This is a genomic window from Sediminibacterium sp., from assembly GCF_051860225.1.
GTDB lineage: Bacteria > Bacteroidota > Bacteroidia > Chitinophagales > Chitinophagaceae > Sediminibacterium.
In genome coordinates, this window is sequence record NZ_JBHYEI010000001.1 from 540,043 (window position 1) to 561,177 (window position 21,135).

The 21,135-nt window shown below is 37.3% G+C and carries 17 protein-coding genes; 5 read left to right on the forward strand and 12 right to left on the reverse strand.

What is annotated here, in order from left to right; all coding sequences use genetic code 11:
• Positions 1-8 precede the first annotated feature (8 nt).
• The gene (gene chrA / locus ACTIEI_RS02260; RefSeq protein WP_439504653.1) at positions 9-1,265 is read right to left on the reverse strand and encodes a chromate efflux transporter; all 1,257 of its coding nucleotides are present in this window, start codon (positions 1,263-1,265) and stop codon (positions 9-11) included.
• 6 nt (positions 1,266-1,271) lie between these two features.
• Positions 1,272-2,216 (reverse strand): isopenicillin N synthase family dioxygenase, encoded by a 945-nt coding sequence (locus ACTIEI_RS02265; RefSeq protein ID WP_439504654.1) that lies wholly within the window; start codon positions 2,214-2,216, stop codon positions 1,272-1,274.
• Positions 2,217-2,301: 85 nt separating this feature from the next.
• On the opposite strand from ACTIEI_RS02265, the gene ACTIEI_RS02270 reads away from it, so the two are divergent.
• Positions 2,302-3,345 (forward strand): DUF3089 domain-containing protein, encoded by a 1,044-nt coding sequence (locus ACTIEI_RS02270; RefSeq protein WP_439504655.1) that lies wholly within the window; start codon positions 2,302-2,304, stop codon positions 3,343-3,345.
• On the opposite strand, the gene recQ is transcribed toward ACTIEI_RS02270, so the two are convergent.
• Positions 3,342-5,630 carry a DNA helicase RecQ gene (gene recQ / locus ACTIEI_RS02275; protein ID WP_439504656.1) on the reverse strand — a complete coding sequence of 763 codons (2,289 nt, stop codon included), beginning with the start codon at positions 5,628-5,630 and terminating at the stop codon, positions 3,342-3,344. The two genes, ACTIEI_RS02270 and recQ, sit on opposite strands and share 4 nt — an antisense overlap.
• A 188-nt stretch (positions 5,631-5,818) precedes the next feature.
• Between recQ and ACTIEI_RS02280 the strand changes: the two genes are divergently transcribed.
• From ACTIEI_RS02280 to ACTIEI_RS02295, 4 genes are all read left to right on the forward strand, one after another.
• Positions 5,819-6,781, forward strand: a complete 963-nt coding sequence (locus tag ACTIEI_RS02280) for a KpsF/GutQ family sugar-phosphate isomerase (RefSeq protein WP_439504657.1) — start codon at positions 5,819-5,821, stop codon at positions 6,779-6,781.
• Positions 6,782-6,840: 59 nt separating this feature from the next.
• A complete protein-coding gene (locus ACTIEI_RS02285; RefSeq protein ID WP_439504658.1) occupies positions 6,841-7,923 on the forward strand; it encodes a mannose-1-phosphate guanylyltransferase in 1,083 nt (360 codons plus the stop codon).
• A 10-nt stretch (positions 7,924-7,933) separates the two neighbouring features.
• Positions 7,934-9,010, forward strand: coding sequence for a 3-oxoacyl-ACP synthase III family protein (locus ACTIEI_RS02290; protein WP_439504659.1), 1,077 nt, complete (start codon positions 7,934-7,936; stop codon positions 9,008-9,010).
• Between the two features lie 129 nt (positions 9,011-9,139).
• Positions 9,140-9,880, forward strand: coding sequence for a LuxR C-terminal-related transcriptional regulator (locus ACTIEI_RS02295; protein ID WP_439504660.1), 741 nt, complete (start codon positions 9,140-9,142; stop codon positions 9,878-9,880).
• On the opposite strand, the gene ACTIEI_RS02300 is transcribed toward ACTIEI_RS02295, so the two are convergent.
• The 9 genes from ACTIEI_RS02300 to nusA all read right to left on the reverse strand — a co-directional run bounded on the left by ACTIEI_RS02300 (position 9,881) and on the right by nusA (position 21,119).
• Positions 9,881-11,728 (reverse strand): amidophosphoribosyltransferase, encoded by a 1,848-nt coding sequence (locus ACTIEI_RS02300; protein ID WP_439504661.1) that lies wholly within the window; start codon positions 11,726-11,728, stop codon positions 9,881-9,883.
• A gap of 53 nt (positions 11,729-11,781) precedes the next feature.
• Positions 11,782-12,357 (reverse strand): NADPH-dependent FMN reductase, encoded by a 576-nt coding sequence (locus ACTIEI_RS02305; RefSeq protein WP_439504662.1) that lies wholly within the window; start codon positions 12,355-12,357, stop codon positions 11,782-11,784.
• Positions 12,358-12,401: 44 nt separating this feature from the next.
• Positions 12,402-12,929 carry a YceI family protein gene (locus ACTIEI_RS02310; protein ID WP_439504663.1) on the reverse strand — a complete coding sequence of 176 codons (528 nt, stop codon included), beginning with the start codon at positions 12,927-12,929 and terminating at the stop codon, positions 12,402-12,404.
• 39 nt (positions 12,930-12,968) lie between these two features.
• On the reverse strand, positions 12,969-13,838 hold the full coding sequence (locus tag ACTIEI_RS02315; protein ID WP_439504664.1) for a pirin family protein: 870 nt from the start codon (positions 13,836-13,838) through the stop codon (positions 12,969-12,971).
• 1 nt (position 13,839) lies between these two features.
• Positions 13,840-14,559, reverse strand: a complete 720-nt coding sequence (locus ACTIEI_RS02320) for a pirin family protein (RefSeq protein ID WP_439504665.1) — start codon at positions 14,557-14,559, stop codon at positions 13,840-13,842.
• 43 nt (positions 14,560-14,602) lie between these two features.
• The gene (locus ACTIEI_RS02325; protein ID WP_439504666.1) at positions 14,603-15,016 is read right to left on the reverse strand and encodes a MarR family winged helix-turn-helix transcriptional regulator; all 414 of its coding nucleotides are present in this window, start codon (positions 15,014-15,016) and stop codon (positions 14,603-14,605) included.
• 174 nt (positions 15,017-15,190) lie between these two features.
• Positions 15,191-16,588 (reverse strand): peptidylprolyl isomerase, encoded by a 1,398-nt coding sequence (locus ACTIEI_RS02330; protein WP_439504667.1) that lies wholly within the window; start codon positions 16,586-16,588, stop codon positions 15,191-15,193.
• Positions 16,589-16,703: 115 nt separating this feature from the next.
• On the reverse strand, positions 16,704-19,838 hold the full coding sequence (infB, locus tag ACTIEI_RS02335; RefSeq protein WP_439504668.1) for a translation initiation factor IF-2: 3,135 nt from the start codon (positions 19,836-19,838) through the stop codon (positions 16,704-16,706).
• Positions 19,839-19,868: 30 nt separating this feature from the next.
• The gene (gene nusA / locus ACTIEI_RS02340; protein ID WP_439504669.1) at positions 19,869-21,119 is read right to left on the reverse strand and encodes a transcription termination factor NusA; all 1,251 of its coding nucleotides are present in this window, start codon (positions 21,117-21,119) and stop codon (positions 19,869-19,871) included.
• Positions 21,120-21,135: the final 16 nt, after the last annotated feature.

A 21,135-nucleotide genomic window follows, 5' to 3' on the forward strand; every position in this document is an offset into this window, starting at 1 on the left:
TACAAAAATTAGGCAATTGCACCTAAAATAAGACAAGCAATAACAATAAATGGAGCGGGAATTTTATTTAATCTGAGTACTAGAAACGTTGCTAGCACTATTGCTAGATCCCACAGTATATTCCAGTTTTCAGCCCATAATTCAGGAAAAATATGGTCATTCAGTAAATAAACAACAGCACCCGCCATAATGCCAACCACCGAAGCTCTGATCCCTTCTAAAGACCTGAAAATCACTGCATATTTTTTTAGATTATGCCATACAGGAAAAAAGAATAACACCAATAAAGCACTGGGTAAAAAAATGGCAACTACGCCAATAATACAACCCAAGAACTGCATGGTTTTACCTTGCTCTTTCAGCACCATCCCTCCAGTAAAAGCTCCAATTGAAAATACAGGACCAGGTATAGCTCGAACAATTCCAGACCCTGTTAAAAATGCCTCTCTTTCAATTTTTAATACATCACGTTTGTTTTCAATAATTCTTTTTGACTGCGGTCTGGTTACATACTGCTCATACATCAATGGCATCAACACATCTGCTCCACCAAAAACCAAACTGCCGAAACGATAGTTATTTTCGAAGAGGTTAAATACTTTTCTATTTTCCCAATTTTGCTTAGTGGCTGTTTCCGACAAATAACCGGCAATACCAAAAAGCACCAAAAAGATTAATAAATTTCCCCACTTAACTTGTTTGGGAGGTATTCCTTTTTGCGGAATTCTTTTATCACTAAAATTGGTGGCTATTCCTGCAATAACAATCAGGATAGGAAATACCCAAGGTGTTTTAAAAGCAAAAAAAGTAGCTGCAGTTGCAATAATTACAATAACCCTGGTAATCGTATTATGAACAGCTATTTTAAAAGTACGCAAGGCAGAATAAGCAATAAAGCCAATTGCCATGGGTTGGATAAATCGGAAAAAAGCAGCAGGGTGTGCAATCTTCTCATAATAGTCTAATAAAAAGGAAAGCCCAGACATTAAAATTGAAGCAGGAATTACCCAAATCAACAAGGTTAAAATGGCTAGTAAAATTCCGCCTCTTTTATACCCAATAAGGGTTAAAACCTGGGTTGAAGACGCTCCAGGCAACATTTGACAGAAGCCATTGTAATCTAGTAATTCCTCTTCTGTAACATCTTTACGTTGTTGTACAAAAGTTTTGACCATCATACCCCAATGTCCTTGGGGGCCCCCAAATGCAGTAATACTGTGCAAAAGCACAGCACGCAAAAAGGGGGTATGACGAATTAAATTCAAGAAGCATTATTTCTTTAATCCAATTTCTCTTAGTCGTTCATCTAGGTATTCTCCAGCAGTTGCATCTGGATAAGCTTTGGGATTGTTTTCATCAATGCAGCTATCTAAACAGGCCAAACTCATTTCACTTCTAGGATGTAAAAAGAAGGGCATAGAAAAACGACTGGTATGCCAAAGCTCTCTAGCAGGATTTACTACTCGATGAGTAGTACTTCTCAATTTATTATTGGTAAGGCGTTGCAACATATCGCCCACGTTCACCACAATTTGTTCTGGCAAAGAAGTAACATTTACCCATTCGCCCTGCTTGGTTAAAATTTGTAACCCGTCGGCAGAAGCACCTACCAATAAAGTAATTAAATTAATGTCTTCATGTTGTTCTGCTCTAATGGCAGATTTAGGTTCATGCGTAATAGGTGGATAATGAATGCATCTTAAAATAGAATTACCATTATGCACATACTGATCAAAATAATGTTCATCTAACCCTAAATACAAGGCAATAGCTTGTAATAAAGCTTTACCACTTTTCTCGAAATTTCTATAGGCGTTAAACAAGGTTTCATTTAAAGGCGCTACTTCTGCAACTTGAACATTATCAGGGTACTCCGATTGAATGGCATCTTGATCTTCAACTGTTTGCCCATATTGAAAAAATTCTTTTAAATCGGGGGCTTCACTCCCCTTTGCGTGTTCTTTTCCAAAACTGGTATAGCCTCTCTGACCTGCTAAACCTGGTATTTCATATTGCTTCTTTTTCTCGAGCGGCAATGCAAAAAATTGCTGAACATACTCGTATTGATGGGCGATTAAATCGTCGGGGACACCATGATTTTTGACTGCAACAAATCCTACTTCTTCATATGCTTTTCCAAGGCTTTGAACAAATGAAGCTTTTTGTTCTGGGGTTCCATGGGTAAATTCGGCTAAATCAACAACAGGTATGGCCATAGCAATATATTTTTACGAAAATACAGCAAATTCAATAATAGCAGGTCATAGGCAAGAATTCATTAAAAAGCTAGACCTTTAATTCATGAAGCCATCTTATCTAATCATTTTAAGTATCACAATTCTTGCATTTGCTTGTAGTGCTCCATACAAACAAATGGCGAAGCAGTACGAACAAAAAGATCAAGTTAGTGTGCCCGATTATAGTGATTTATACTTTTGGGCAGCCCATCCTTACAAAAAAGACCCTGCAGATAGTGTGCCTAAACCCCTAAGAACCAATCATCTTATTGATTCAGCAGTAGATGTTTTCTTTATTCATCCCACTACCTATACAGACGACCAGTTACCCTTTGGATATAGTGCTCCTATTGGCAATAACGAATTGAATGCAAAAACAGATTACTCCACTATTTTATTTCAAGCAAGCGCATTTAACCAAGTAGGACGGGTGTTTGCGCCAAGATACCGTCAAGCAAATTTGCAAGCTTATTTTCCTAAAAATTCAACTGACAGTGGTGCAGCAATTGCCGCATTTGAATTAGCGTATCAAGATGTGAAAGCAGCTTTTAGCTATTATCTAAATAATCTTAATAAAGGGAAACCCATCATCATAGCAGCGCACAGCCAAGGAACTACACACGGGAAAAGACTGCTCAAAGAATTTTTTGATGACCAAGCCCTTCAAAATAAATTGGTAGCGGCTTATTTAATTGGTTTGCCTGTTACAGAAGCAGCTTTTACAAAAATTAAAGCCTGTGCAACGCCTGATCAAACTGGCTGCATCGTAAGTTGGCGAACTTATAGAGAGGGCTATACTCCCCCTTTAATTCTTGAAGAAAAATTTAAAGCAATTGTAACCAATCCATTAACCTGGTCAAATGAAGAAACATTTGCAGATAGACAATTAAACAAAGGGGGGGTTTTATTAAAGTTCAATAAAATTGTGCCATCAGTTGCATCTGCAAAAATTGAGGGCAATGTTTTATGGACGCCCAAACCCAAATTTTTTGGAAATATATTCTATACTACCAACAATTATCATGTGGCAGATATCAACTTATATTATTTAAACATCCAAGAAAACTTGCGCAAACGGGTTAGTGGTTATTTAAAAAATAACTACTAATTTCCATAAACACTCAAGAATTTGATTCGCATAATTTTTAATTGCTCCCAGTTAAAATCAAATTCAGATAACTCTTCGCGAGCAACATCTAATGAAGAAGTTTCACAGCTTTTAAAATACTCGAGTATTTCATCCTGTTCGTCTTCGCCCAACCACTCATCAATAGCATAGTCTAGATTAAGCCTGGTGCCACTAGCAGCAATGGTTTCCATTTCTTCTAACAACTGATCTAATTTTAAATCTTTGTTTTTAGCAATGGTTTCTAAGGGGATTTTTTTATCTACATTTTGGATGATATAAATTTTATTACTCGCAGCATTAGCTACACTGCGCATGACAAAATCATCTGGCTTTTTAATGTCATTTTCAGCTACATAAGTGGCAATTAAATCAACAAAAGGTTTGCCGTATTTAATCGCTTTACCCTTACTTACCCCCTGGCACTTACTCATTTCATCTAATGTGGTAGGATATAGAGTAGCCATATCTTGTAGAGAACTCTCTAAGAAAATCACAAAAGGTGGAAGGCTTTTTTTCTTTGCTTCTTTTTGTCTGAGTTCTTTTAGCATCGCAAATAATTTCTCATCTGCAGCAGCACCTGTTTGGGCAGCGCCTTCACCCTCTTCATCATCGGCATTGGCATCTTCAAATAAATTATTCAATACCATTTTAAAAGAAACTGGTTTCTTTAGGAATTTTAATCCTTTATCACTTGCTTTAATTAAACCATATTCTTCAATATCCTTAATGAGCAAATTCTCTAAAAGCATTTGCCTAATTAAGCTATTCCACAAATGAGGTTCTTTATCTTTTCCAATTCCAAACACTGGCGAAGCGTCATGACGGAACATAGTTATTTGTGGCGTGAGCTTACCCAACAATACATTTACTACATAATCAGTAACAAATCTTCCATCTAAAGCATTTACTACTTTAAGCACTTTTACTACTTCCTCTTTAGCTTCAAATTTTTCTTTTGGATTCTTACAATTATCACATAAACCACAGTTTTCTGTTTCGGTATCTTCACCAAAATAATGCAATAAGATTTTTCTTCTGCATACTGCACTTTCAGAATAAGCCACCATTTCATCAATCAACTGTGCTCCCACTTCACGCTCACTCAAAGGCTTATCGCGCATTAAATGCTCTAATTTTGAAACATCTTTGTGAGAATAATACAACACACAAATTCCTTCTAAACCATCTCTTCCTGCTCTACCTGTTTCTTGATAATAATTCTCAATTGATTTGGGAATATTAAAATGGATAACAAACCGAATATCTGGCTTGTCAATACCCATACCAAATGCAATCGTAGCAACAATTACTTGAACATCTTCGTTTAAAAACTGGTCTTGTCTTTCTGCCCTCAATTTTTGGTCTAGACCTGCATGATACGCTACAGCTTTTATTTTATTAGCCACCAATAACTCAGCTAATTCTTCCGTCGTTTTTCGATTCAGCGTGTAAATAATCCCACTCTTCCCCTTATGCTGACTAATGAATTTTACAATACTTTTTACCGTTTGTTCCTTTTGGATTTTAGGTAAAATTTCGTAGAAAAGATTGGTTCTATTAAAAGAGGAGATGAAAATATTTGCTTCTCTTAACCCCAGATTCTTTACAATATCACTCTGTACTTTAGGTGTAGCGGTTGCTGTTAAAGCAATCACTGGAATGTCTGGATTAATGATATCCATCATTTCCCTCAATCTACGATACTCAGGCCTGAAATCGTGCCCCCACTCCGAAATACAGTGCGCCTCATCTACTGCAAAAAAAGAAATCTTGAGATCACTAAAATATTCCAGGTTCTCTTGTTTAGTTAGGGTTTCTGGGGCTACATAGAGTAACTTGGTTTTGCCGCTGTTTAAATCGTCCTTGACCGCTTTTATTTGCCCCTTATTTAAAGAAGAATTTAAAAAATGGGCTACTTCATCATTTTCGCTATATCCCCTTACTAAATCAACCTGATTTTTCATTAAGGCAATTAAAGGCGAAACAATAATGGCACAGCCTTCCAATATTAGAGCAGGCAATTGGTAACAAAGGCTCTTACCTCCGCCCGTTGGCATAATTACAAAAGTATCTTTGCCATCGAGCAAACTATTAATTGCTGCTTCTTGGGTTCCTTTAAATTCTTTGAAACCAAAATATTGCTCTAAGGCGGAATGAATCGGATATTGGTGAGTGGCTCCTACAACTTTTGCAGAAACAGCCTTTTTAGTTGCAGTTTTTTTAATAACAGTCTTTGACGGAGCTTTTGGGGTACTAGTTGCCATTGGGGGATATCAATTTTCTATAGCTAAGAACATTCTATGCTTGTAAAAGTTAAACAATTTTTGCTATTTTTCCTTGAATATTTCAACATTTATATTGAAATCAAGGCCTTTTTGCAAAAGGGGAACGAAGTTAATGAATACCTTATGCATAACCCTTGCTAAGCTGTTAAAGTTTACCTTTGCCAAGCATGAATACAAATATCCAAGCACTAGCACAACAAACAATTGAAACAGAAGCTTCAGCCATATTGGGTTTGAAAGCATTTATTGATAAAGACTTTGAAAAAATAATTCAATCCATTCATGAGGCAAAAGGCAGATTAATCGTGAGTGGAATTGGCAAAAGTGCGATTGTAGCTCAAAAAATAGTAGCAACCCTCAATTCTACTGGTACTCCAGCATTATTTATGCATGCCGCAGATGCGATACATGGAGATTTAGGCATGATTACCCCAGATGATGTGGTCATGCTCATAAGTAAAAGTGGAGAAAGCCCTGAAATTAAAGTGCTCATTCCTTTAATAACCAATTTTGGAAATTTATTGATTGGAATGGTAGGAAATATGGACAGTTCATTGGCAAAACAATCCAACTTAGTCATAAACACCACGGTAGAAAAAGAAGCCTGTCCCAATAATTTGGCGCCTACCAGCAGTACCACTGCACAGATGGTGATGGGAGATGTATTAGCCGTTTGCTTGATGGAACTGAATCAATTTAATAACAGGGATTTTGCTAAATTTCACCCAGGGGGTAATTTAGGAAAGCGACTTTATTTACGGGTAGAAGATTTATCAAAAGCCAATGAAAAACCCAGCGTACTTCCAACAGCCACTTTAAAAGAAGTAATTGTTGAAATCACTCAAAATAGAATGGGAGTAACGGCAGTCGTTGACGAAAATATGGATTTAAAAGGCATTATTACCGATGGAGACCTCAGAAGAATGCTCGAAAAAACCAACGATATCAGTCAAGTTTGTGCAGTAGATATTTTATCAACTAATCCAATTACAATTCATCCAGAAGCCATGGCAGTAGAAGCACTAGAGTTACTTAAAAAGCATGATATTAGCCAGCTAGTGGTAGCAGAAAAAAACAGATACAAAGGCATTATTCATATACATGATTTAATTAGAGAAGGAATTGTATAGAATAAGCAATAAGTTTACAACGCGTTCGTTTTTTAAGCGCACAATAAAGCCTATTTAATATGAATCAACACCATTATGTAGCCATTATGGCCGGAGGGATTGGAAGCCGTTTTTGGCCACAGAGCAGAACGAGTTATCCAAAACAGTTCCTAGACATTTTAAATACCGGAAAGTCTTTAATTAGATGGACCTACGAACGATATGCGGCATTTATTCCTAACGAAAATATTTTTATTGTTACATCGGATGAGTATGTTTCGATTGTGCAAGAGCAGTTGCCAGAATTAAACCCTGCAAATATTCTTGCAGAACCGAGCAGAAAAAATACTGCACCCTGTGTTGCTTATATTTCTTACAAATTATTACAAAAAGATCCTGAAGCAGCTTTAATAGTAGCGCCAAGCGATCATATGATTTTGGATAATGAAAATTTCAGAAAAATTACTTTACAAGCATTAGATTTTGTATCGAATATCAAGTCTTTGGTAACCTTAGGGATTAAACCCACTCATCCAAATACTGGTTATGGATATATTCAGCATGAACCCATGCAAGTAGCAGAGGGAATTTATAAAGTAAAAACATTCACCGAGAAGCCTAATCTAGAATTGGCAAAGACCTTTTTGGCCAGTGGAGACTTCCTATGGAATGCCGGTATTTTTGTTTGGCAAGTAAAAAATGTAATGAAGGCATTTGAGCAATATCAACCAGAAATGTATGAATTGTTTGATGCAGAGAAAGCCCACTTTAATACGCCTGCCGAGAAGGAAGCAATCAATAGAATTTATCCGCTTTGTACCAATGTTTCCATAGACTTTGCTATCATGGAAAAAGCAGATAATGTGTATGTTATTCCATCATCATTTGGATGGAGCGATTTAGGCACTTGGAATAGCGCTTATGATAATTTAGAAAAAGATTACTTAGGCAATGCAGTTGCATCAGAAAATGTGATTGTAATAGATGCTACTAAGTGCATGGTTTCTGCACCAAAAGAAAAGCTATTACTCTTACAAGGATTAGACGACTTTATTGTAGTTGATACGCCTGATGTTTTAATGATTTGTAAAAAAGAAAAAGAACAAGCCATTAAAGAATATGTTGCTGAGGTAAAACGCAATAAAGGCGACCAATACTTATAAATAGGGAAAGATGGCCATACGAACAGTTATTACAGGAACAGGAAGTTATATTCCTCCACATATTAAAACCAATAAAGATTTTGCGACGCAAGATTTTTATGGGGAGGATCATGTTAAAATAGCTACCGCATCGTCGGAAATCGTAGAAAAATTTAAAGATATCACAGGAATTGAAGAACGCCGTTATGCAGGCAATGAATTCACTGCTTGTGATATGGGTGCCATCGCTGCAAAACACGCTATTGAAGACGCAGGTATAGACCATGAAACCATCGATCAAATTATTGTAGCACATAATTTCGGGAACGTTTTAAAAAATACCATCCAATCGGATGCAGTGCCTTCATTGGCTTCCCATATCAAACATGCTTTAGGTATAGTTAATCCCAACTGTGTTGCCTACGATGTATTATTTGGTTGTCCAGGTTGGATTTTAGGGGTTACACAAGCCGATGCATTTATTAAAGCAGGATTAGCAAAAAAGTGCTTGGTGATAGGAACCGAAACACTTAGTAGGGTGATTGATCAATATGATAGAGACAGTATGATTTTTAGTGATGGCGCTGGAGCTACTATCATTGAGGCAGTTGAAGGGGAAGAAACAGATTCAGGTATTATTGCCAGCAGTATGCAAAGTCATTGTAACGATGAACTCAAATATATTACAATGGGTAAGTCATACCTACCCGATGCAGATCCATCAGTGAGGTATATAAAAATGAAGGGCAGAAAAGTGTATGAATATGCCATCAAAAATGTACCACTTGCCATGAAAGCCTGCTTAGAAAAAAGTGGTGTCGAAGTAACTGAAGTAAAAAAGTTTTTCTTGCACCAAGCCAATGAAAAAATGGATGAGGGATTCATTAAAGCATTGTTTAAACTCTATGGAATTAAAGAAGTTCCAAAAGATATCATGCCAATGAGTATACATAAACTAGGCAATAGCTCGGTAGCCACCATACCTACTTTATACGATTTAGTAAATAGAGGCGAATTAAACGAACATCAGCTCGAAAAAGGTGATATTGTGATGTTCGCATCTGTTGGGGCTGGCATGAATATCAACGCCATTTGTTATAGGGTATAAAAAAGGCCGCAGACCTTTCGGATTGCGACCTAAAAATTAACTACCCCCCGATAATTAATTAGTGCAAACTTAGTTCAATAGTTTAGTCCCAACAACTGTGTAATTACTCAGTTTTTACTATATTAGGGTATGAACAAATCCAATAAGACGCCTGAAATAGACCCATCAGTCGTAACTGATTTGCCAGCAGATACCAGTAGCAGCCTTTATAAACAATATAAAAGAAGCTTAATTCGGTTTCCAGACGAAGCCATTTATATTTATTCTTTCAAAGAAAAGAAGCTGATTTATGCAGATGGATGGGAAGAAACATTGGGTTTTAAAGACGATGAGATAACCCTGCAGACAATCATTAAGCAAACAGATGCTAGTTACGTTTCTTTTGCACACGAGATCAATGCGAAAACAATTGAATTTATTCTAAGTAAAAAAACAGGAATCAAAAATTACAGTTTCACTGTTGAATTAAAAAAAATTCACCGAGATGGAAGCATGGTTCCTATGGAAGTTAAAATAGGTATACTCTCCGTAGATGAAGATGGGATGGTTAATCATATTATTGGTCGATTTAGAATTAATCGGAACCTACATTTAGGAATGGTCATGCGCTATGATGTGCATGGACCCGACAAAGAGGAATTTGAAAAAGTAATCAATAAGGCTGTTCAAAAATTTTTAACCATATCGGGTAAAGAAAAAGAAGCGCTAAAATATGTTGCCAAAGGTTATTCTTTTAAAGAAATAGCAGATGAACTGGGTGTTTCAGCATCTGCTATAGAAAAAAGAATACAGCCTTTGTACAAACGATTCAATGTAAAGAACCTAACACACTTGGTTAGTTTTGCCTATGAAAATTACATTCTTCCTTAATTAATACCCCCTTACATTCTTGCCACTGAGGTAATTCAAGAATGCTTTATTGACCACTTTGTTACCGCCCGGTGTTGGGTAGTTTCCAGTGAAATACCAATCTCCCGTGTTAGTAGGACAACACTCATGCAAGTCTTCTATCGTTTGATAAATGACTTCCACGGGCACATTCACTCCCTCTGGGGTAATGAGCTGTGCAATCTTATCGGAAATTTCAAGCGTAGTAAATGGTTTATAAATTTGTCTTACTACGTTCTCTGTATGTAAATTACCCGCTTCTTCAAGGGCAATGATTTGATCGCGAACTTGATCGAGCAAATCTTCCATATTGCGTTCTTTCAACAAAGCAATAGCCGCTCTAAACGCAATAAAGTCGCCCAATTTACTCATGTCTATCCCATAACAATCTGGATAACGTATTTGTGGAGCAGAAGAAACTACAATTATTCTTTTAGGGTTCAATCTAGAAAGCATTCTGATAATACTTTCTTTTAAAGTAGTACCTCTCACAATGCTATCATCAATGACTACTAAAGTATCTTCATTATTACGAACAGTACCATAAGTGATATCGTACACATGTTGTACCATTTCATTTCTATTGGCATCTTCAGTAATAAAAGTTCTTAGCTTAACATCTTTGATCGCAATTTTTTCTTGGCGAATTTTTCGGTTCACCATTTCTTCTAATTTATCGGGCGTAAAATCATTACCCCAACTTAGAATGCGCTCTACTTTAATTTTATTGAGGTATTCTTCCATCCCCTTCACCAATCCATAAAACGCTACTTCAGCAGTGTTAGGTATATAAGAAAAAATGGTGTTTTTCAAATCATAAGCAATACGTTCTAATACCGTTTCACTTAAATGATGACCCAATGCAATTCTTTCTCTATAAATTTTTTCATCACTACCTCTAGAAAAATAAATACGTTCAAAAGAACAGGCTCTTCTTTCTTTGGGTTCTAGTATTTTGTTGATTTGGTAGTTCCCAAAATCATCTACAATTAAAGCAGTACCAGGCATTAATTCTTGCACTTCATTTTCACCCACATTAAAAGTGGTTCTAATGGCTGCTCTTTCACTTGCAGCAACAATTACTTCATCATTAATATAATAATAGGCAGGTCTAATTCCATGCGCATCACGCATGATAAAGCTATGACCATTACCCAATAAACCTCCAATAGTATACCCACCATCAAATATGGGAGTAGCGTTTTTTAATACATTGGTAATATTGGCATTATTAGGATTCGCTTCATCTTCATTTACAAGATAATGGTGAACCACTTCCATCATGGCAGCTAAATCACTTTGCTTTTGAAAGTCGCCAGGATTCACCCCAATTTGTTCAAATAACTCATCGGTATTTACCAGATTAAAATTCCCTGCTAAAGCAAGATTTTTACCTGGCATTAAATTTCTTTTTATAAAAGGATGACAAAATTCTACATTGTTTTTCCCCTGTGTTCCATAACGCAGATGTCCTAATAATAGCTCACCCAAAAACGGAAGATGCCCCTTCATTAATCCGGGGTGCTGTTTAATATCTGGCTGGTATTTTTCTAGCTCTTGAACTTCTTGGCCAATTTTAAAAAACAAATCTGCAATGGGTTGAGGAGCATTACTACGCATTCTATGCAAGTAAGGGTTGCCCGGTTCAACATTCAACTTAACCATGGCTAAACCTGCGCCATCCTGGCCTCGGTTATGCTGTTTTTCCATTAAAAGATACAGCTTGTTTAAGCCGTAAGTTACCGTTCCATATTTTTGGAGGTAATAAGAAAAGGGCTTGCGTAAACGAATGTAAGCCAGGCCACACTCGTGTTTTATTTCATCGCTCATGGTGCTATATAAAAAGGAATGGCGAAGTTACAACTCCGCCACCCTTTTAAAAATTAATTATATACAGTCCGTTTCTCGGCAACTGATTCTGGCTGAAGATTACCTGCCAACCAAAGTAATTCTTTGGTAAAATTGTCGATGGCAGGTTTAAAACCCAGATCCAACAATTGACCGTTTCCGTCAAATTTTTTATCCACCTGAGGAATAATCAGCATATTAGGAGATGCAATACCAAAAAGCCCTGCAACGAGTAACAACATTTGTTGAGATGCACGCATGCCACCCATTGCTCCAACAGAAGCAGTAACAATACCAAACGCCTTTCGAGCTTGTTTAGGAAAATGATCTAACAAGTTTTGTAGAGCGGGAGCATAACTGCCGTTGTATTCTGGAGTAACCAAAATAAATGCATTAGCGGCGAACATTCTTTTCGCAAGCGGTTTATACGCTTCGGGGGTTTGATCCACCGAAGAAAAAACATTTTGCAATAAAGGCAGGTTCCATTCTCTTACATCAATTATTCCAACTATATGATCGGTGTGCTCGCGTAAAGCAGCTTGTAAATGCAACGCAACTCTGTACGTAACACTGTCTTTTCTAGGGCTTCCAGTAATTATTTCTATTTGCATATACTTATAACGATTATTTGGCGATTGGGTTCAGTAAAGCCAATTTATGCTTGCTTTACCATTTGTACAGCCATATTTAATTTGATTTCATCGCTTACTACAACACCACCTGCTTCAGTAACAGCACTCCAAGTTAAACCAAACTCACTGCGATTGATCTTACCCGTAATTTCAAAACCAGCTTTGTCTTGACCATAAAAATCAGTCATTCTTCCACCAAAATCTACTGCTAATTCAACAGACTTTGTATTGCCTTTGATGGTTAAATCACCCACTAGTGCATACGCAGAACCAGATTTATGGGTAAATGAGGTAGATACGAAACTTAATTTAGGGTAAGTAGCAGCGGCAAAAAAATCATCACTTTTTAGGTGGGTATCTCTTTGTTCGTTGTTGGTAGAAATGCTGTCGATAGCAGCTTCAAAGCTAATTTTTGCATCGCTAAAATCATCGGCATCAGCTTCTAATGTAGCGTCAAATTGTTGAAAGCTACCTGTTACATTGGTGATCATTAAGTGCTTCACTTTAAAAGTGATTTCACTGTGCATTGGGTCAATTTTGAAAGTTGCCATGTTGGTTTAATTTTAGATTGTTTTATAAAAAATAGTTGATTACTCTTCAATTAGTACGCCCATCTTACCCATTTGATAGTCTCTGAAAGCTTCTAATAGTTGGGTTTGATTATTCATTACAAAAGGTCCATGTGATACGACTGGTTCATTCAAAGGTTCCCCTGTTCCCATTAATAAAATACTATCCGCTGTTGCAGTAATTTTAACACCCTCTCCATCTTTATGGAAAGAAGCCATATAAAATGCCGGTAATTCATCTTGCTCATTTATTTTAATATTACCTTCTAAAGCATAAATAAACGCATTATGTGAAACTGCAAAAGGAATAAAATAAGAACCTCCCTTTTTAATATGAATAGTGAACATATTAATTGGTGTTGCAGGAACAATAGCTCCTTTAACCCCATTCAGCTCGCCCGCAACAACTTGAATACTGGTTAGTCCATCTTCAGCAATTACTACTGGGGTGTCTTCTTTTGTTACAGGAATATAGGCAGGCACCTCCATCTTATTGGCGGCCGGTGTATTAATCCATAATTGAATCAATTCCTGCACACTTCCCAATTCGTGAATATCTGCTGGTGGTCTTTCACTATGTATAACGCCCATTCCCGCATTCATCCATTGTGTACCGCCTTCATACACAATATGGCTATTTCCTCTGCTGTCGCGATGATGCACGCCGCCTTTAAAAATAAAGGTAACAGGAGAAAAACCACGATGCGGATGAGGACCAACGCCTGCATTTTTAACGTCTACATTTTCTGCTACTTTAATATTAGCATGATGTAAGAGTAAAAAAGGATCTAACATATCCGCTTTGGATGAAGGGAGGGCTTGACGGATAGGGAATCCGCCCATATCCATGGGTTGTCCGTATGCAATTGTTTCGATAGTTCTTGTTTTCATATTAATCGGCATTAATGGTCATTGGAACTTCAATCAACAAAATCTCCGTATTACTATCTGCTACAATATTCAGCTTGTCTGTTTCGGAAATGCCTAATCCATCACGCTCATTCAAAGCAATTCCGTTAATGGTAGCATCTCCTCCAATTACAAACACATAAACACCGTTTGCCTTATTACGCAGGTTGTATTCAGCTGTTTTGCCAGCATCAAAATTGGCCAAGGAAAACCAAGCGTCTTGGTTAATCCAAACTGCATCTTTGTTGTCTGGTGCCACTACCGTTAAAATCTGGTTGGTTCTATCTGCTGGCTTGAAAGATTTTTGCTCATACCTTGGCGTAATGTTTAACTCCTTCGGCATCACCCATATTTGCAAAAATTTTACTTGCTGATCTTTATTCGCATTCATTTCACTATGGGCAATGCCACTACCAGCACTCATGATTTGTACATCATGTTGGCGAATGATTTCATTTCTTCCAGTGCTATCATTGTGATGTAAATCTCCAGATAATGGAATAGAAACAATTTCCATATTATCGTGAGGATGTTTTCCAAAACCCATGCCTGGTGCAACGGTATCATCATTCAACACTCTTAATGCACCAAAATGCATTCTTTCCGGATTATAGTAGTGACCAAAACTAAAACTATGATAGCTGTTTAACCAGCCAAAGCTATTATGGCCTCTTGTGTTTGCTTTGTGTAATGTTGTTTTCATGATTGTTAATTTATGTGTATATACATCTATTTAGATAAAAAAATTATACTTCAGTTCCCCTAAGACGTTCCAGTAGTATATTCAGTTGTTCCGCTTCTTTACTTTCCATTTTTACCATTTCATCCATTAACTGATTAACGCTTTCTGTAGATGCAGCAAGAACCGCTAATCCAGCCTGAGTTAAAGTGGTGACAGTTTCTCTTTTGTCGGTAGGAGAATCAGCACGCTTAACCAATTTCTTGATAACCAATCGATCAATAATTCTTGGAACATTAGAACTCTTCTCAATCATTCTGCAGCTGATATCCTTTACACATAGCTGTTCTGGATATTTACCCTTTAATATTCTTAATACATTGTATTGCTCGTGTGTTAACCCAAACTCTTTTAATTCCTTACTCATTTGCGTCTTCAACCACCAAGCAGTATACAAAATATTCAAACTTGCTTTATGCATTTCGTTTTTGAATTTATTGCTTTGTATAGCTTGTTCTAATTTCACCATGCAAATATACATGTATGTACATGTATATTCAAAAAAAACTTTTCCTTGGTTCAATATTGGGCACAAAAAAACCATTAAGATCAGCGTTCACTTTTCTTAATGGTTGATTATCAATATTTTAAGAAACTATTGTTTTCTAACTTCTGCAGCATTCACAGCAGCTTGTTTCCATTGTGCTAACTCAGAACACTTCATAAATTCATTATCAATTAGAATATAATAAGTAGGGATATGCTCTTTAAACCACTTTTCGAGGGTATTGGTTTTCTTATCTTCTAAAGCACGTTGTGCAATTCTATTATAATCGTCTTTTAGATTTTCGCGGTGGGGCTCTTTTTTTGATTTATAATAGATGATTCTAACTTCTTTTCTCCCCCGTTGTTCATTTAGGAAAACTTGTGGTTTAGAAATATCGCCAGGTTTCATATCACTAATTGGCTTAATCATATCCTTATCTAAAACATCTAAAGTAATAAAAGTAGACCCATCTCTTCCCACTAATGAACCTGCACTAAACTTACTGTTTTCATCATCAGAATACTTACTAACTGCTTCTGCAAAATTGATCTTACCAGCTTTAATTTGATTGCGAATAGTATCTAATTTATCAACTGTTTCTTTAATTTCATCTTCGGTAATCGGCGGTATGCGTAATATATGTCTAACAATGGCTTCATCCCCAGAACGGCTAATCATCATGATAATATGCAAACCAAACTTGCCCTTGATAACTGGAGATATTTGACCTTCTTTTAATCTAAAAGCGCCAGCCAAGAAAGGAGGATCCCAAAATTTATCGTTTCTGTTAAGCGTAAATTGCCCCCCATTTTCCTTTACAGATGGGTCTTCCGAATAATTCTTTGCCAATTGTTCAAACTTTTTTGGCCCCTGCGCTTCCGCTTGTTTTTTATAATCGTATAACTGCTTTGCAACATATTCTTCTACATCTTTATTAGCTTTTGGTACAATCACTATTTGACTCACTTCAATTTCACTCTCATAAAATGGAAGACTATCGGTAGGTGTTCTACTAAAATACTGTTTCACCTCAGTTGGGGTAATTTTGATATTATCAACAATCTTACGTTGCATTTGATCTGCTAATTTTTGCTCACGAAATGCTTCCCTAAAATCGTCTTTTAATTGGTAAACTGTTTTACCCGCTATCTCTTCTAAAATATCTTTAGAGCCATATTGCTGAATGGTTTGTCTAATTCGATTATCTAATTCAGCTTCAATTTCATCATCTTCTACTTTTAAAGAATCCTTTTGAGCTTGAAGCAATAATGCTTTACGAATCAATTGGCCTTCTAATACCTGACACTCATTAGGCAATACCACGTTTTCTTGGCCTTGCGTTTGACGCTTGGCATCCGCAATGGTATTAATAATTTCAGATCGTAAGATAATTTTATCCCCTACCTGTCCAACAATTTTGTCGGCAACCACTTTTTTAGATTGTGCAATTGCTGAGTTGCTCAAGCCAACTACCAATATAGCTCCTAATACGAACACTTTTTTCATCCCTTGCATAGTATAAAAATAATCAAACAAAAGCGGTTTTACACGCCCTTAACTGCTTTTAACAAAATATAAAAGCCCCAAACACGGGGTTTGAGGCTTTAAAAAGGTCAATTTATTATAAAGTACGCTTCACTTCTTCTTCTTCAAATGCCTCAACAATGTCACCTACTTTAAGATCGTTGAAGTTTTTGATGGTTAATCCACACTCCATATTGGTAGAAACGTCTTTTACATCATCTTTAAAGCGTTTCAAACTACCCAATTCAGCAGCTTGTCCTTCTCCTTTCGGATATTCAACAATACCATCACGGATAATTCTGATCTTACTGTTTCTAGCAATTTTACCTTCTAATACATAACATCCAGCAACAGTAGCTTTATCAAATTTATAGACTTCTCTAACTTCTACGTTAGCAGTAATCTTCTCCTGAATCTTAGGTTCCAACATACCTTCCATCGCGCTCTTGATTTCGTCAATAGCCTGGTAGATAATGGAGTACAACTTAATCTGTACACCTTCTGTATCAGCTAATTTATTGGCCTGCATAGAAGGACGAACGTTAAATCCAATGATGATGGCATCAGAAGCGGTTGCCAATAACACATCACTTTCTGAAATTTGACCAACTCCTTTCAACACTACTCTTACTGCAATTTCAGCTGTACTTAATTTTTGTAAAGAGTCACTTAAGGCTTCTACAGAACCATCCACATCACCTTTGATGATGATATTTAATTCCTTAAAGTTACCCAGTGCCAAACGACGACCAATTTCATCTAAAGTAATATGCTTACGAGCGCGTAATCCTTGCTCTCTAGAAATTTGAGCACGCTTAGTAGCCACTTCTTTTGCTTCTGCTTCGTCTTCAAATACCTTGAACTTTTCACCTGCTTGAGGTGCACCATTCAATCCTAAAATTACTACAGGAGTAGATGGAGGTGCAGTTTCGATTCGCTGATTACGTTCATTGAACATGGCTTTCACTCTACCATAATGTTGTCCTGATACAATCAAGTCTCCTTGACGTAGGGTACCATTTTGTACCAATATAGTAGCTACATAACCTCTACCCTTATCTAAAGAAGCTTCAATTATAGTACCAGTTGCTTCTCTGTTAGGATTCGCTTTAAGGTCTAATAATTCTGCTTCTAATAATACTTTTTCTAACAATAAATCTACATTCAATCCTTGTTTAGCAGATAATTCTTGGTTTTGGAATTTACCACCCCAAGCTTCTACTAGAATATTCATTTGAGACAATTGCTCATAAATCTTTTGAGGATTGGCGCCGTCTTTGTCAATCTTATTCACCGCAAAAATCATCGGAACAGAAGCTGCTTGAGAGTGGCTGATTGCTTCTCTTGTTTGAGGCATCACCGCATCATCCGCTGCAACTACTATGATAGATATATCCGTTACTTTAGCACCACGCGCACGCATTGCCGTAAAGGCTTCGTGACCAGGCGTATCTAAGAAAGTAATGGCTTTGCCATTCGGTAAAGTAACTTCATATGCACCTATATGCTGGGTAATACCACCGGCTTCACCCGCAACAACGTTTGCATTTCTGATATAATCTAGTAAAGAAGTTTTACCATGGTCAACGTGACCCATAATGGTAACAATTGGAGGACGTTCGGTTTTTTCCGCTTCATCATCTTCATCATCATCTATATCTAAATCATCGGCATCTTCTAAACCAATAAATTCTACTTCAAAACCAAATTCAGATGCAACTAATTCAATCACTTCCGCATCTAAGCGTTGGTTGATAGACACCATGATTCCCAAGTTCATACACTTGCCAATTACATCGGCAAAGCTCACATCCATTAAATTGGCTAACTCACTCACTGTTACAAACTCAGTTACCTGTAGTTTGTTGTCTTCCATCATTTCATCACCATTAGACTCGGCCGCTTCATCACGCTTAGCTCTTCTATATTTTGCTTTCAGGCTCTTACCTCTACCACCCGTTCCTGCAAGCTTAGCTTGGGTTTCACGGATTTTTTCCTGAATTGCTTTTTGGTCAATTTCTTTATCTTCAACCCTAGGAGCATTGCGATCATTTCTGCCTCTGTTTCCACCGCCTTGGCCGCCTCTGTTAAAACCACCTTGGCCACCGCCGCCTCTATTAAATCCACCTCCACCGCCGCCATTTCCGGCATTGGGGTTATTATTTCTTGCAGGTACAATAGGACGATTAGGGCCGGTTAATGGTCTACCTTCTGCATCTTTAGGTGCAGGGGCATTATTAGGTTCACCCTTTTTATCTACAGGAATACGTTTGCGTTTGCGTTTTTCGTCTCTACCCATTGGTTTAGGACGGGTATCGCTATTAACAGGCAATTCGATTTTACCTAAAATTTTAGGCCCTTCCAATTTTTCTGCACGAATATTTTCAATAGTAGGGGGAGCATCAACCACTGGAGGTGGAGGAGGTGTTGCAGGAGCAACAACCGCTGCAGGTGCTACTGGTGCTGGTTTTGCAGGAATTGGATTAGGCGTATGCTTTGCTGCAGGCCTAGGAGCTTCTACTTTCTTTTCTGGAATTGGTTCCGCTTTTTTAACCGTCTTTTTAGGACGGGTAGAAGAATCAATGGTAGAAAGATCAATTTTATGAATCACTTTAGGTCCTTCAATAGGAGCTACTTCAGTTTTGGTTATTTCAGGTGCTTTAGCAGCAGGCTCCACCACAACTGGAGGAGGAGTTACTTCAACAATTGGTTCTTGCACAGGTGAAGGTTCCACAAAAGGGGCGGCTTCTACAGGTGCTTTAGCAGCAGGCTCCACCACAACTGGAGGAGGAGTTACTTCAACAATTGGCTCTTGTACAGGTGCAGGTTCCACAATAGGAGCAGCTTCCACAATAGGAGCAACTTCTGTAACTGGTTTTTTGTCGGCAACAGGCTCAGCAGGTTTTTTCTCTTCTTTTCTAAAAGTGATTTCCTCTTCGTCTTTCTTCTTCTTTGCCTCACTCTGGCTACCTTTTGGTATTTCTACTTGATCAGCTTTGTTCTTAGCAACTTTATCGCCTTGGAACTCTGCCTGAAGGGCACGGTAATGGTCTTCCTGAAGCTTTGCAGTGGGCTTCAGGTCATCTCTGTTAAATCCTTTCTTCACCAAGAATTCGATCAGGGTATCCTGACCAATATTAAATTCTTTGGCGGCTGCTAACAGTCTCGGTAATTTCAGTTCTGACATTCTTTGTTTTTGGGTCCTAATATGCGTTACAACTAAGCCACGCATACTTGACAAATATACGTGGTTATTGGCTGCTTATTCTTCTCTATCAAATTCTTCTTGTAGTACTTTTCTAACTTCTTCAATTGTTTCACGCTCTAAATCGGTTCTACGCTCCAATTCATCCACAGTTAGTTTTAAAATACTACGTCCTGTATCACATCCAATCTTCTTAAATTCATCAATAATCCAGGTTTCAATTTCATCGCTAAATTCGTCTAAATCAATATCAAATTCATCTGAAATCTCTTCATCTTCGCGATAAACATCAATTTCATAGCCAGTTATTTCACAGGCTAATTTAATATTCACCCCTCTTCTGCCAATTGCTAAAGACACTTGGTCGGCTTTTAAGTAAACATTGGCCTGTTTTTTATCATTGTCTAAGTCCATGTAGCTGATTTTCGCAGGCGTTAATGAACGTTGAATTAACAATTGAATATTGGTGGTAAAATTGATTACGTCTATATTTTCATTCTTCAATTCACGAACAATTCCGTGAATACGGCTTCCCTTCATACCCACACAAGCACCTACTGGATCAATACGATCATCGTAAGACTCAACGGCTACTTTGGCGCGATCTCCTGGTTCACGAACAATTTTCTTAATGGCAATTAAACCATCAAAAATTTCAGGAACTTCTATCTCTAATAATTTAGCCAAGAACATAGGGCTGGTCCTTGATAAAATAATAACAGGTGTATTATTTTTCATATCTACACGAGCCACTACTGCACGGATATTCTCCCCTTTTTTAAAGTAATCTTGTGGGATTTGTTCAGACTTTGGTAAAATCAACTCATTGCCTTCTTCATCTAGTAACAACACTTCCTTCTTCCAAACCTGGTATACTTCAGCGCTGATAATGTCACCTACTCTATCACCATATTTTTTAACCAACACATTCTTTTTCAAATCGCTGATACGACTTGCTAGTGTTTGTTTAGCAGCTAATATGGCTCTGCGTCCAAAATCAAGAATATCTACTTCTTCATACAACTCTTCGCCTACTTCAAAGTCTGGTTCAATTTTAGCAGCTTCAGAATAAGCAATTTCCGCTAAAGGATCATTCACTTCTCCATCTTCTACAATCATACGGCGGCGGATAATTTCAAGGTCACCTTTTTCGGCATTTACGATAACATCAAAATTATCGTCTGCGCCAAACTTCTTGCGTAGTAAGGTTTTGAATACGTCTTCTACCACTTTCATCATAGTGGGACGATCAATATTTTCTGCGTCTTTAAACTCCTGAAACGCCTCAATTAGGTTGATACTGGCCATAACGCTGTTGTTTTAT